Consider the following 13,435-nt stretch of genomic DNA (forward strand, 5'->3'; position numbering starts at 1 on the left):
GTCCGTACTCTCAGTCTTCGTGCCGTTGACTCCCGACGAGATCGGCGCGATCGACGCAGCGCACATCTGGCATCCGTACAGCCCCATCGGCGCGCAGGCGCTCGCGCCGACGGTCGCGGTGGGCGCCCGCGGCGCGTCGCTGACCGTGGTGCGCGACGGTCGCCGGGTCGAGGTGCTGGACGCGATGAGCTCGTGGTGGACGGCGATTCACGGTCACGGCCACCCGGTGCTGGACAAGGCGATCATCGACCAGCTGGCCACGATGAACCACGTGATGTTCGGCGGGCTCACCCACGAGCCGGCGGCGCGCCTGGCGCAGCTTCTGGTCGACATCACCCCGCCCGGATTGGAGACCGTGTTCTTCAGCGACTCGGGCTCGGTGTCGGTGGAGGTGGCGGTCAAGATGGCGCTGCAGTATTGGCGCAGCCTCGGGCGGCCGGCCAAGCACCGGTTGATGACGTGGCGCGGTGGCTACCACGGCGACACCTTCACCCCGATGAGCGTCTGCGACCCGGACGGCGGCATGCACGCGTTGTGGACGGACGTGCTGGCCAGGCAGGTGTTCGCGCCGCAGGTGCCCACCGACTACGACGCCTCCTACAGCGCCGCGTTCGAGGAGCAGCTGGCCGGTCACGCCGACGAGCTGGCCGCGGTGATCGTCGAGCCGGTGGTCCAAGGCGCCGGCGGGATGAGGTTCCACGACGCCCGCTATCTGGCCGACCTGCGCGACATGTGCCGGCGTTACGGTGTCCTGCTGATCTTCGACGAGATCGCGACGGGGTTCGGGCGCACCGGAGAGCTATTTGCCGCCGACCACGCCGGGGTCGCGCCGGACATCATGTGCGTGGGCAAGGCGCTGACCGGCGGTTACATCACGCTGGCCGCGACGCTGTGCACGGGCGAGGTGGCGCAGACCATCAGCAGCCACGAGCCGGGCGCGCTGATGCACGGCCCGACGTTCATGGCCAACGCGCTGGCGTGTGCGGTCTCGGTGGCGTCGGTGGAGCTGCTGCTCGGCCAAGACTGGCGGTCGCTGGTGGGGGAGATCGAAACGGGTTTGCGGTCGGGTCTGGAACCGGCGCGACGGCTCGACGGCGTCGCGGACGTGCGGGTGCTCGGCGCGATCGGGGTGATCGAGACGCGTGAGCCGGTGGACCTCGCGGTCGCCACGCCTGTCGCACTGGACCACGGCGTGTGGCTGCGGCCGTTCCGCAACCTGATCTACGCCATGCCGCCCTACATCTGCTCACCCGAGGAGACCGAGCGCATCACCGCCGCGATGGTCGCCGTCGCCGCTTCGGTCAGCTGATCAGCGCCCGCGCTCGCGACACGTCGGGAAGCTCGCAGTCCACCGGGAAGCGGCCGACGGCAGTCGTGAGGGCCTCCCGGGCAGGCGCACCGCGCAACTCGAAATCGTCTGTCGCAGCGCGTAATTCGAACAGCGGTGCGTCCTGGTGGTGGGCGAGTTGAATTGCCGTGGCCAGATCGGCAGCCCGCTTATCGTCGTCGGGCTGCGTGCGGGCGCGTACCCGAAGAAGCTCAGCGTCATAGAAATGCATCCCGGTGTCCTCGGCGATCTGAAGCCCGGTGCTGATCCGGTCTCGCGCCTCATCGGTGCGGCCCGCCGCGATCAACAGCTCGGCGAGTAGGCAGTCGTAGTGGGTCTGATAAGCGACCAGACCGAGCGCGCGCCAGAGCTCCACCCATTGCGTCATCGCCTCGATCGCAGCGGAAAGGGCAGCCGAATCCGGCTCGTCTGAGGACAGCAACCGGTAGGCGTGCACCAGAGATTGCTCCGTCATGCCGAACATCTGCCAGAAGTCGAAGCCGTGCCGCTCCGACCTTTCGAGCATCTCGTCGACGAGCTTCTCGGCGCGGTCGACTTGGCCGGCCTCCGCCCGCATCCAGATCTCCATGTCGACGGCGTAGACGTAGTTGTACGGACCCGTCGGGAACGCCAGCCGCTCCGATCGGCGCTTGGCTTTCTCCATCTCGGCCTCTGCTGCGGCGATGTCGCCGTGCAGGACCCGGTCGATGGCCAAATGCTCGTGGCTTATTGCCACAGAGTCGTGCGGGATGAACCACAGCGCCTCGAGGTGGGGCGCCTCTGCTTCGGCGACACCTGTGGCCGCGGTCGTGAACCAGGACCGGGCCGTGGGGAAATCACCGCGCTGAAACGCCACCATGCCGAAGAACCCGTCGATCACTGGCCGGAACCACGGCCGGTCGGCGGCCTGGCCGGTTTGGACGAGCTCGATGAGTTCCTCGGTTTTCCGCAATTCGGCGCGCGAACAATGGAACGACGCGACGGCCAACAGCGTGGCAAGCCCTTGGTCGTCGCTCATTTCCTCCCCGACCAGTTCCCGGCAACGCTCGAAGTCGGCGACGACCGCTGGACTCATGTAGCCCTCGGCGGCTGACGTCAGGAATCCGCGATCGAGCCGCAGCCCGATTTGCCGTCGGTCTCGTTCGGGGCTCGGCGAGCACTTCTCGAGCTGCGTCAGGCCATGCGTGAGGTAGGTGCGAGCCTCCGTCAGCGCTCCCCGGCGCCGCGCGTCGGCGGAGGCTCGCTGGTAAGCCGACGCGGCGTCGTCGTAACGCTCGGCCCGTTCATAGTGGCCGGCGACAAGTCGCCAATCAGGATCGCCGCTCCCGGCGACCAGTGTGTCGGCCACCCGTGCGTGCAAGTTGCGGCGCACGCTCGGAGGAGCGAGTTCAGCGGCGACTTCGCGGAGCAACTCGTGGCGGAACCGCCAGGCGTCGGCGCCCCACGGCTCGAGCACCGCGGCTTCTTCCAGTTCGTCGAGCACGTCGTCGACCTCTTCGGAGGACAACCCCGACACGGCGATCAACAACGACCGCTCGACGTGCCGTCCGATCGCCGCGGCCCCCTCGACGACCGGTACGACGTTGCGGCTCGCCAACAGCCGGGAGAACAGCGGCTCGTACAGCGGGTCGGGCACCGTCGGTCCCTGTCCGTCGCCGGTCATGCCCAACCCGGCAGTCACCTGCTCGATGTAGAACGGCACGCCGTCACAGCGTTCACGCACCGATACGCGCTCGTCTTCCGATACGGCCGGATTGAGTAAGACGATCAACTCCTCCGACTCCTCGGGAGTCAATGCAGCCAGGTCGAAGGTCTTCACCTGCCAGTCGGGGGACAACCAATTCCCGTCCCGGCCGGTGAGCACCACCATCATCCGGGTGCCGGAGCGCCGCAGCAGCCCACCGAGGATCTCTAGCGTCGACGGGTCGAACCAGTGCACGTCTTCGCCGATCAGAAGGCCAGGGGAGCCGTCAAGGCACGCGTCCAGATAACGCTGCACCACATCGGCGATCAGCTCTTGCAGCTTTCGGCCTTCGACGGGCACCGGCTGGTAGCCGTGTTCGGGGCCGATGGCGAGTACCGGCGCCAACAACGGCAGCACGGTCGACGAATCGAGTCCCACCGCGTTGATCTCGGCGCGCAGCAGTGCAAGTCGCTGTTGCGGGGTGCTGTGCCGATTGATGCCGCATCGCCGCTCCAACAGCGAGCGGACCGGGTGCAGCCCGACCTCCGGGTGGAACGGGGACCCGACCAACTCGAGCACGATCCCGCCGTCGGCTCGGACCAACTCGGCCGCCGCCGCGGCCAACCGGCTCTTGCCGATGCCGGCCTCACCGCGAAAGACCACCCCCGGCGTTGTCATTGTGCCTGTCTGGGCGCGGGTCCAGGTCTTGTGCAGCCGCGCCATCTCTCGCTCGCGACCCACCAGCGGGGCCAGAGTGATTTGCGCTCCGTCCGTCCGCTCGCACACGACGCGGAAGTGAGTGATCAGCCCGTCGACACCTTTCACGGGCGCTGGAGTCAGGGCCTCCAGTTCGAACGTCTGCCGGATCAACGGCTCGACGGTGTCGGAGACAACGAGGGATCCGGGGGGTGCCAGACCTGATACGCGTGCCGCCAGGTTGGCGGCCAAGCCGTAGACATCGTCCTGTGCGGTGTCGAGGTACACCGGGCCGCGGTGGATTCCGACCCGCACGTTCAGCTGGGCGCCGAAGCGGCGCTGGGCGTGAGCGCTCAGCCGCGCCACCTCACGTGTGATGTCCAGGCCGGCCTGCACTGCCCGGCGCACGTCGTTTTCGTGGGGATGCGGATGTCCGAACACCACCAGCAGACCGTCGCCCTTCGTCGAACCGACGTGGCCTTCATAGCGGTTGACCACCCGCAGCACTTCGTCGCGATAGCGGCCCACAAGCAGTCGGTAGACCTCGGGTTCGACTGTCGTCGACAGCACGGTCGAGTCGACAAGGTCAGCGAACATGATCGTCAGCCGCCGGATCTCGCCGGCGACTGCCGGCGTCGAGAACACGTCCTCGGCGTCGGCCTCGGAGCCGCCGGTGGCCAGCGTCTCGTGCTGCCTGGGGACAGTGTGGGCCACGCCGGCGACGGCCACCTCCGCCGGCACCGCGACCGGCGAGAGAATTTCGTCGATCTCTCTGGCAACCGCGAACGTCACGTCGGCGCGGGCGCGCAACTCGCGCAGCAACTGCCGGATGTCGTTGCGGACCGAGTCCTCCCTCTCGGAGTCGAAAGCCGTGCGGAGCTCGTGTAGTAGGGATGCCTGTTCTGACGCAGCGATCTCCTGTTGGCCGCGGAGGACGGTGCCGGATCGGAGCAGATATTCGTAGGGCGTTGGCGGCGGCTCAGGCAGCGGATCAGGCAGGGCCCTTCGCTGGCTGGAGCATTCGTGCAGGGCCGATATCAGAGCGATGCCGCTGTCCTTCGTCGATTCTCGGTAATCGACCTGTGGCACCGACGAGATCGGCTCGGTCCTCGCGCTACTCAGGCGCCCGATTTGCACTGGAAGGACCGGAACACCAAGCGATTTGGCGTAGGCCAGTTCGGTCCGGCAGAGCTTGGACGAGAGTGAATTGTCCGACAATGCGAACAGGAACACGCTGCAGTTGCGGATTTCACTGAGAACCTTCGCCCACCAGGCGTCGCCGCCCACGCGTTGCGCGTCGAACCAGAAGTCTTGCCTCGCGCGGCTCAGGTCGGTGACCAAGGATGTCTCGACCGCAGCCTGGTCGAGACTCGAGTAGCTGATGAAGACCTTCAACGCGGCGAACTCCCGCCCGGCTTCGAGCCTGGATCTGTGCACTTGCTGTGAGACTAGCCGTGTTCGGGTCTGCGCGAGGTGCCAATTTTCGAACCCGCAATGTTTGCTGACGGGGAGCAGGACGCTGGGGTGCGCGGGGCTGGCTTAGGGTAAGTCGGGATGACGCCGCTGAACCGCACCGAAATATCGCCGCTGGCGTGGCTCGACGAGGTCGAAGCGCAACGCCGCAGCGCGGGGCTGCGACGGTCGCTTCGCCGCCGCTCACCGGTGGGCGCCGAGGTGGACCTGGCCTCCAACGACTATCTGGGTCTGTCGCAACACCCCGCGGTGATCGACGCGGGTGTGCAGGCGCTGCGCACCTGGGGCGCGGGGTCTACCGGCTCGCGGCTGGTCACCGGCAACACCGAGCTGCACGAGGAGTTCGAGGCCGCGATCGCCGAATTCGTGGGCGCCGCTTCGGCTTTGGTGTTCTCGTCGGGATACACGGCGAACCTCGCGGCGGTGGTCGCGCTGTCCGGCCCCGGCTCGCTGGTGGTGTCGGATGCGCACAGCCACGCCTCTCTGGTGGACGCGTGCCGGCTGTCGCGGGCGCGCGTGGTGGTGAGCGCGCACCGCGACGTCGACGCAGTCGACGCCGCACTGGCCTCACGAACCGAAGAACGCGCGGTAGTGATCACCGACTCGGTGTTCTCCGCCGACGGCGCGCTGGCGCCGCTGTTGTCGTTGCACGAGGTGTGCCGACGCCACGGCGCGTTGCTGATCGTCGACGAGGCGCACGGGCTTGGCGTACGCGGCGACGGCGGCCGTGGCCTGCTGCACGAGGTCGGCCTGGCCGGCGCCCCTGACGTGGTGATGACGACGACGATGTCGAAGGCGCTGGGCAGCCAGGGCGGCGTCGTGCTCGGCCCCGTCGCGGTCCGCAACCATTTGATCGACGCGGCCCGGCCGATGATCTTCGACACCGGACTGGCGCCCGCCGCCCTCGGTGCGGCGCTGGCGGCGCTTCGCGTGCTGATCGCCGAGCCGCAGCGGCCGCGGGAGGTGCTGCACACCGCGGCGCTGCTAGCTGAGACCTGCGGGGTGGCGGAGCGGCCGGAATCCGCCGTGGTGTCGGTGATACTCGGCGCGCCGGAGGTGGCCGTGGCCGCGGCCGCAGCGTGCCTCGAACGCGGCGTGCGGGTCGGCTGCTTCCGGCCGCCGTCGGTGCCGGCGGGCACGTCGCGGCTGCGGCTGACAGCCAGGGCGTCGCTCTCCGGTGACGAACTCGACACCGCGCGCCGTGTGCTGGCAGAAGTGCTCGGTGCGGCTCGCAGCCGCTCGACACGCGCGTGAGCCACCTCTTCGTCACAGGCACCGACACGGGCGTCGGCAAGACTGTCGCGACCGCCGCGCTGGCATGCCGTGCCCGGCTGGCGGGCATCGACGTGGCGGTGTGCAAGCCGGTGCAGACCGGCACCATCGACGGCGACGACGACCTCGCGGAGGTCGCCCGGCTGTCGGGCGTCGAGAAGACGTTCGGGTCGTGGCGCTACCCCGAGGCGCTGGCGCCGGCTGCCGCAGCGCAACGGGCGGGTCTTGCGCTGCCCAACCGCGTCGAGTTGGACGTGTTCCTGCGCGTCGTCGACCACAGCCACCAGCTCACGCTGGTCGAGGGCGCCGGCGGGCTGTTGGTCCAGTTGGGGGAGGACGGCGCCACGCTGCGGGATCTGGCCCGGGATTCGCACGGTTCCGTGCTCGTCGTCGTCAGGGCCGCATTGGGTACGCTGAACCACACCGCACTGACTCTGGAAGCCCTTGAGTCACAAGGGGTTTCGTGCGCCGGGTTGATCATCGGCGCGTGGCCCGCCGAGCCGGGACCCGTCGAACTCGGCAACCGCGAGGCATTGGCGAAGATGGCGCCGCTGCGTGCGGTGCTGCCGGCGGGCGCCGCTCGGCTGTCCCCGCAGGAGTTCGAGCAGATGAGCGCGTCGGCGCTCGACAGCGACTGGTTGGCGGAGCTGGCCGGCTGACATGGTGCACTCGCTCGAGCTGCTGTTCGACCAGGACACCGAGGCGGCGATCCGGCGGGTGTGGGCGGCGCTGGCCGACGTCGGCTTGCGGACCCCGGCCTCGACCAGCAGGCCACATGTGACATTGCTTGTGGCGGACGGTATTTCGGCTGGGGCCGACGAACCGCTCCGGCAGGTGCTGCAACGGCTGCCGCTGGACTGCCTGATCGGTGCGCCGATGGTGTTCGGGCGCTCGCCGTTCGTCCTGGTGCGTCAGGTGGTGCCCTCGGTGCAGCTGCTGGCGGCCCATGCCGACGTGGTGCAGATCTGCTCGCCGTACCTGGAGCCCGGTCCCGCACCGAATACCGTTGTAGGCCAATGGAGTCCGCACACCACACTGGCGCGGCGCGTGGAGGCGTCGCAGCTGGCCGAGGCGCTGGCCATGCGCACGATGACTCGGGACATCAGCGGGCAGTTCGTCGGGCTTCGGCACTGGGACGGCAACAAGCGCGTCGAGCACCTCATCACTTGACGCCGAAACGGTATTCCGCGTGGCTCTTACTCCACATTCTCCGCGGCAGTTACCGCCTCGGCGCAAGCCGCCATTCCGTCGACCAGCAGCCGCAACCCGAACGCGAACCGGGCGCTCGGATCCGTCGTCAACACCGATTGTGTCTCGGGCAACGCACCGGCGGCGTCCCACTGCAGCCGGGACTGCTCGTCGGCGGTGAAGCCCAACACGTAGTACACGGCGGTGCGGGCCGCCAGCTCGGCTTGGCCCGGTGGGACCCCGGCCTCGGCAGCAGCGCACGTCAGGCGCATCACGACAGAGGTCATCGCCGCAGATTGACCGGCGGCGAAGCTGGCCGACACGAGCTCCGCCCCATCGGTGTGGGAAAGCAGCGCCTCACGCAACTGTCCACAGACCCCGGCCACGCGCTCGCGCCAGCTGCCGGCAACGTCGCCGACAGGCAGCAAGATCCGGTCGGCGACCGCACCCAGAAGCGCCTGCTTGCTAGGAAAGTGCCAGTACAGAGCTCCAGGCGTGACGTCGAGTTCGCGGGCCAGCCGGCGCATGGTCAGGTCGGCGATGCCGTAGCTATCGAGGAGAGCGGTCGCGGCGTCGACCACGTCGCTTTTGCGCAGCTGCACCCACGTACCCTAACCTGAACACCGTTCAATTGTCGGCCCGCCGACGTGTTCAACTGGCGGCGTGACGAGCAGAGGCACGAGGAGGCCTACATGATCGACATCCTGGCCGAGGCCCGCGAGCAGGTGCTCGAGCGTGGTGAGGGCCTGACACAGGATCAGGTGCTTGCAGTGCTGCGACTCGACGACGACCGGCTCGACGAACTGCTGGCGCTGGCGCACGAGGTGCGGATGCGTTGGTGCGGTCCCGAGGTGGAGGTCGAGGGCATCATCAGCCTCAAGACCGGCGGCTGTCCCGAAGACTGCCACTTCTGTTCGCAGTCCGGGTTGTTCAGCTCGCCGGTCCGCAGCGCATGGCTGGACATCCCGAGCCTGGTCGAGGCTGCCAAGCAGACGGCGAAAACAGGCGCCACCGAGTTCTGCATCGTCGCGGCCGTGCGCGGACCCGACGAGCGGCTGCTGGCACAAGTGGCCGCCGGCATCGAGGCGATCCGCAACGAGGTCGACATCCAGATCGCCTGCTCCCTGGGCATGCTGACCCAAGAGCAGGTCGACCAGCTCTCCGCGATGGGCGTGCACCGCTACAACCACAATCTGGAGACCGCACGGTCCTACTTCACCAACGTTGTCACCACCCACACCTGGGAAGAACGCTGGCAGACGCTGCAGATGGTGCGCGACGCCGGCATGGAGGTGTGCTGCGGCGGAATTCTCGGGATGGGCGAGACGCTCGAGCAGCGGGCCGAATTCGCTTGCCAGCTAGCGGAATTGGAGCCCGACGAGGTTCCGCTGAACTTCCTCAACCCGCGGCCCGGCACGCCGTTCGGCGACCTCGAGGTGCTGCCCGCCACAGAGGCGCTCAAGGCTGTCGCCGCGTTCCGTCTCGCGCTACCGCGGACCATGCTTCGCTTCGCCGGCGGCCGCGAGATCACGCTCGGCGACCTCGGCGCCAAGCAGGGGATCCTGGGCGGCATCAACGCGGTGATCGTCGGCAACTACCTCACCACGCTGGGCCGTCCGGCGGAGGCCGACTTGGATCTGCTCACGGATCTGCAAATGCCGATCAAGGCCTTGAACGCGACGCTGTGACGTCATGCAGGGCAAGTTCAACGTCTACACCGGCGAACCGGCCGGCACGGCGGTGCCCACGGCTGCGCAGCTGGGGCTGGAGCCGCCGCGTTACTGCGGCGAGTGCGGCCGGCGGATGACCGTGCAGGTGCGTCCTGACGGCTGGTCGGCCCGCTGCTCACGGCACGGGGTCACGGATTCCAAGGACGTGGAGACCGCCCGGTGAGACCGGCCCTGGCCTTCGCCGCAGGCATGGCCGTCGCGGGCGCGGGGGCGGGCGCGCTGTGGGCGTGGCTCGCGCCGTCGATCCGCAGCGCGGTCGCGGTGACCAAGTCCGGCGACCCGGTTCAGCAGTACCTCGGTCACGAGGCCGACCACTACTTCGACGCCGCGGTGATGATGGCCGGGCTGTTGGTGGGGCTCGCGGTGATCAGCGCGGTGCTGGCCTGGCAGTGGCGACGAACCCGCGGACCGGAGATGGTCATCGGCGTCACGGCGGGCGGAGTCGCCGCGGCAGCCGCAGCGGCCGGAGTCGGTGCCTGGCTGGCTCGGATTCGCTACGGGCACGTCGACATCGACGCCACCCCACGGGACCACAAGATCCACTACGTCACCGAGGCGCCGGCGGTGTTCTTCGGGCACAGCCCGCTGCAGATCCTGACGAGCCTGCTGTTGCCCGCGGCGTCGGGGGCGTTGACCTACGCCGTCATGGCAGCCGCATCGGCCCACGACGATCTGGGCGTGGCGCCGGAAGCCGTGACATCCTCAGTCTCCGAGGCTGTTCTGTAGGCGCTCGGCGGCCGCGAGATAGTCCTGTGCGAACTCGTAGACCACCTGCCGCGCGGGTTTGACGGAATTCATCAGCCCGACGCCCTGACCCACCCAGTAGGTGGCCAGCGCGCGGGCGCCTTCGTCGCCCTTGGCTGCGAGCGTGTCAATGCGCCGAAGCACCGGCTCGCTGATGATCGACTGCAACGGCATCGGCAGCGGCTTGGGGCCCCGCCCGGATTCCCACGCCTCGGTCCAGTCCGACTTCAGTTGCCGCGTCGGCTTGCCGGTCCGGCATGTCGAGCGGACGGTGTCGCGCGACGTCGCGGTCAGCATCCGCTGTTTGGTGTAGGGCGCGGTTTCGGCTTCTTCGGTTGTGAGCCAGACCGATCCGGTCCACGCACCGGCGGCGCCCATCGCCACCGCGGCGGCCATCTGCCGGCCGGTCACGATGCCGCCCGCGGCGAGCACAGGCACCGGCCGTAGCGGTGCGATGGCCTCGATGACTTCGGGCACCAGCACCATCGTCGTCACCTCGCCGCAATGGCCGCCGGCTTCGGTACCCGCGGCGACGATCACGTCGACGCCGGCGTTGACGTGTTTGACCGCGTGCTCTTTGGCACCCGCCAGCGCGGCGACGGGCACACCGTGGGCCTTGGCGGCGTCGAGCATCGACTGCGGCGGGCGGCCCAACGCGTTGGCGATCAGCTTGATCGGGTGCTTGAACGCGACCTCCATCAAGCTTTCGCTCGCGTCGTCGGTGGTCGCCACCCGCGGTGTCTTGGTGGTCGTCACCGGCGGAAGGCCGTGCTCGGCCAACAGCGCGTCGACGTACGCGCGGTGCTCGGCGGGAATCATCTCCGCGAATTGTTCAGCGGTCAGCCGCTGTCCCTTGCCCACCGACGTCTCGGGGACGATCAGGTCGACGCCGAACGGCTTGCCCCTGACTTCCGCTTCGATCCAGCGCAGCTCCTGCTCCAGCTGCTCGGGGGTGAGCGTCACGGCACCCAGCACGCCGAACCCGCCGGCGTTGGTCACCGCAGCGACCACGTCGCGGCAGTGGCTGAACGCAAGCAGCGGAATGTCGATGTCCAGCATGTCGCAGATCGCTGTTCTCATGGCCACTCCTCGTCCCGCCAGCGTGGACTTGATGCACGGTTCGCCACGAACAACCGTGTCACAACTCGACGTCCGGCGGCGACGGGTCGCGCCGTGTCAGGCGTCTGAGTACGACAGCGGCTTGCGCCGCAGTTTCCGGCCCGTCATCACCCGGCCGGCAATGGTCAAAAGCTTCAGCATGCCCGTGTAGGTGGACGGGTTGAACATCGTCGGCCACGTGGTGCGCACCAGGTGCTCGGCGAGTGGCCGGCCGGCGAATCGGTCGCGCAGCCAGCGCAGCGTCATCGGCGCCGACATCGGATGCAGCAGCATGTGCTCGCTGAACATGTCCCGGTGGTAGGTCACCGGGGCGCCGCCGGCGCGGTAGCTCTCGGTGAGTTCGTCGATGTCGTCGACGGACACGATCTTGTCGTGTACGGCCTGAACGATCAGCACCGGCCGGCTGGGTGCGGCCGTGCCGAGTTTGATGTCGTCGAACACGTATTGAAGATCCGGCTCGGCCAAGATGTCCTCGAGCGGACGATCGACATAGTGGTCGATGTCCTTGCGCATCAGCCGAAGCACCGCGATGGCCGTCGTCATCTTCTCCGCCGACTTCAGCAGCGCGCGGCCCTCGTCGGTGGCATGCCGATCGATGACCCGCTGCAGTTCGGGATAGATGTGCCACAGCGCGGCGATCACCATGGTCGGCAGTCCCGCCCAGATGGAGCCGTTGAGCCGCTTGAACGCGTTCCCCAGATCACCCACGGGCGAGCCGAGCACCGCGCCCACGATGTTGAGCTCGGGCGCGTAGTCCGCGCAGGTCTCCACGGCCCACGCGGTGGCGAGTCCGCCACCGGAATAGCCCCACAGGCCGATAGGGGAGTCGGCCGAGATGCCCAGACGCTCACAGCTTGTTGCTGCGCGCAACCCGTCGAGGATCCGGTATCCCGGCTCGTAGGGCGCGCCCCACATGCCGCGGGTGCCCTCGTGGTCGGGCACCGACACCGCCCAGCCTTCGGCGAGCGCGGCGGCGATCAGCAGGAATTCGAACTGCGCCAGCGCGCCGGGCGCGAACGCCCCACGCCGCATCGCATACGACGGGAAGCATCGGGACGTGACCGCGTCGATCGCGCACTGGTAGGACACCAGCGGGCAGACTCTCTCCGGCCCACGCTCGGTGGGCACCAACACCGTCGTCACTGCGGCTTCTGGCAGGCCGTTGCGATCGCTGCTGCGGTACAACAGTTGGGTCGCGTGGAACTTTTGCCGGACGACCCCTAAAAAGCCCAGCTCCACGTCACGACTGCGCAGCACGGTGCCGGGATCGGCGTGCTCGAAGCCTGGCGGGGGTTCGTAGAACGGGTCGTTCTCGGGCAATACCGGCCGGCCCCGCCGCAGCTCTTCGTGCGGTACCGCGCCGATCCACTCAGCACGGGCCGCGTGGGCCAGGCCGGCAGGATCCATGTGAACACTCCTTCGTGATCAACCAACCGGCAGGTTACTTTAAGAGAGCGATAAGAAGCCAGTCGGCGTGCGGTGCTGTTAGCGCCCCGTTACCCGGGCGGTCGCAGCGCGGCGAATTCGTCGGTGACCCGATATTGGGCATCGGTGAACCGGTACAACGCGGCGGGGCGCCCGCCGCTGCGGCCGCTGCGGGCAATCGTGCCGGTCCGGGTGATGACGTTGCGCCGCGCGAGCACCCTTTGCAGGTTGGTGGCGTCCACCTGATACCCCAGCGCGGCACTGTAGATGTCGCGCAGCGTTGAGAGCGCGAATTCCGTTGGCGCAAGCGCGAATCCGATGTTCGTGTAAGACAGCTTGGCCACCAGCCGGCTGTGCGCGTGGGTGACCATCGGCCCGTGGTCGAAAGCCATCGGCGGCAGCCCGTCGACCGGATGCCAGCGGGTGTCCGGGGGTAGCGCCGGCGTCGCAGGGGAGGGCACCAGGCCCAGAAACGTCGAGGCGATGGTGCGGGTGCCCGGCACCCGGGCGGGATCGGAGAACACGGCCAGCTGCTCCAAGTGAGCTATCTCACGCACGTCGACTTTCTCGGCCAGTTGACGACGAATCGAACTCGTCATGTCCTCGTCGTTGCGCAGCTTTCCGCCGGGCAGCGCCCACGCGCCGCGCTGCGGATTCATTGCGCGCTCCCACAGCAGGACACTGAGCTGCGGTTTCGGTGTGCCCAACTGGCGAACCTGGAACACGACGGCGAGCACCTCGTGCTCGGTGCTAGTATGAGCCATGTTTTCGATTGTA

At 68.3% G+C, this 13,435-nt stretch carries 12 protein-coding genes; 7 read left to right on the forward strand and 5 right to left on the reverse strand.

Translation table 11 applies throughout. The features are described 5' to 3' along the window. The first annotated feature begins 19 nt into the window (after positions 1-19). Positions 20-1,309, forward strand: coding sequence for an adenosylmethionine--8-amino-7-oxononanoate transaminase (locus AC5Y4N_RS16715; RefSeq protein WP_499909931.1), 1,290 nt, complete (start codon positions 20-22; stop codon positions 1,307-1,309). Here the strand turns inward: AC5Y4N_RS16715 and AC5Y4N_RS16720 are convergent. After that, positions 1,302-5,144, reverse strand: a complete 3,843-nt coding sequence (locus tag AC5Y4N_RS16720) for an adenylate/guanylate cyclase domain-containing protein (protein ID WP_499909933.1) — start codon at positions 5,142-5,144, stop codon at positions 1,302-1,304. The two genes, AC5Y4N_RS16715 and AC5Y4N_RS16720, sit on opposite strands and share 8 nt — an antisense overlap. Before the next feature lie 117 nt (positions 5,145-5,261). Here AC5Y4N_RS16720 and AC5Y4N_RS16725 point away from each other — a divergent pair, with 117 nt between their 5' ends. Genes AC5Y4N_RS16725 through AC5Y4N_RS16735 form a run of 3 tightly spaced genes read left to right on the forward strand, consistent with a single transcriptional unit; the run spans position 5,262 to position 7,622 of the window. Continuing rightward, entirely contained in the window at positions 5,262-6,434 is a 1,173-nt protein-coding gene (locus tag AC5Y4N_RS16725) for an 8-amino-7-oxononanoate synthase (RefSeq protein ID WP_499909935.1), read from the forward strand. Beyond that, positions 6,431-7,111 carry a dethiobiotin synthase gene (gene bioD / locus AC5Y4N_RS16730; RefSeq protein ID WP_499909937.1) on the forward strand — a complete coding sequence of 227 codons (681 nt, stop codon included), beginning with the start codon at positions 6,431-6,433 and terminating at the stop codon, positions 7,109-7,111. The genes AC5Y4N_RS16725 and bioD overlap by 4 nt, the downstream gene beginning before the upstream one ends. Before the next feature lies 1 nt (position 7,112). Further along, on the forward strand, positions 7,113-7,622 hold the full coding sequence (locus tag AC5Y4N_RS16735) for a 2'-5' RNA ligase family protein (RefSeq protein WP_499909939.1): 510 nt from the start codon (positions 7,113-7,115) through the stop codon (positions 7,620-7,622). Between the two features lie 26 nt (positions 7,623-7,648). Here AC5Y4N_RS16735 and AC5Y4N_RS16740 read toward each other — a convergent pair whose 3' ends face one another. Continuing rightward, positions 7,649-8,242, reverse strand: coding sequence for a TetR family transcriptional regulator (locus tag AC5Y4N_RS16740; RefSeq protein WP_499909941.1), 594 nt, complete (start codon positions 8,240-8,242; stop codon positions 7,649-7,651). A gap of 90 nt (positions 8,243-8,332) precedes the next feature. On the opposite strand from AC5Y4N_RS16740, the gene bioB reads away from it, so the two are divergent. From bioB to AC5Y4N_RS16755, 3 genes are read left to right on the forward strand one after another with little or no spacing between them, the layout of a single operon-like run. Next, positions 8,333-9,328, forward strand: a complete 996-nt coding sequence (gene bioB / locus AC5Y4N_RS16745; protein WP_499909943.1) for a biotin synthase BioB — start codon at positions 8,333-8,335, stop codon at positions 9,326-9,328. A 4-nt stretch (positions 9,329-9,332) separates the two neighbouring features. Then, complete coding sequence (bsaP, locus tag AC5Y4N_RS16750) at positions 9,333-9,533, forward strand: biotin synthase auxiliary protein BsaP (RefSeq protein ID WP_499909944.1); 201 nt, start codon at positions 9,333-9,335, stop codon at positions 9,531-9,533. Continuing rightward, entirely contained in the window at positions 9,530-10,096 is a 567-nt protein-coding gene (locus tag AC5Y4N_RS16755) for a DUF2567 domain-containing protein (protein ID WP_499909945.1), read from the forward strand. The genes bsaP and AC5Y4N_RS16755 overlap by 4 nt, the downstream gene beginning before the upstream one ends. Here the strand turns inward: AC5Y4N_RS16755 and AC5Y4N_RS16760 are convergent. From AC5Y4N_RS16760 to AC5Y4N_RS16770, 3 genes are all read right to left on the reverse strand, one after another. Then, positions 10,073-11,194, reverse strand: a complete 1,122-nt coding sequence (locus AC5Y4N_RS16760) for an NAD(P)H-dependent flavin oxidoreductase (protein ID WP_499909947.1) — start codon at positions 11,192-11,194, stop codon at positions 10,073-10,075. The genes AC5Y4N_RS16755 and AC5Y4N_RS16760 overlap by 24 nt on opposite strands. A gap of 96 nt (positions 11,195-11,290) precedes the next feature. After that, positions 11,291-12,640, reverse strand: coding sequence for a lipase family protein (locus tag AC5Y4N_RS16765; RefSeq protein ID WP_499909949.1), 1,350 nt, complete (start codon positions 12,638-12,640; stop codon positions 11,291-11,293). An 89-nt stretch (positions 12,641-12,729) separates the two neighbouring features. Beyond that, entirely contained in the window at positions 12,730-13,422 is a 693-nt protein-coding gene (locus AC5Y4N_RS16770; RefSeq protein ID WP_499909951.1) for an NUDIX hydrolase, read from the reverse strand. Positions 13,423-13,435 lie beyond the last annotated feature (13 nt).

This window comes from Mycobacterium sp. NGS19, assembly GCF_059813155.1.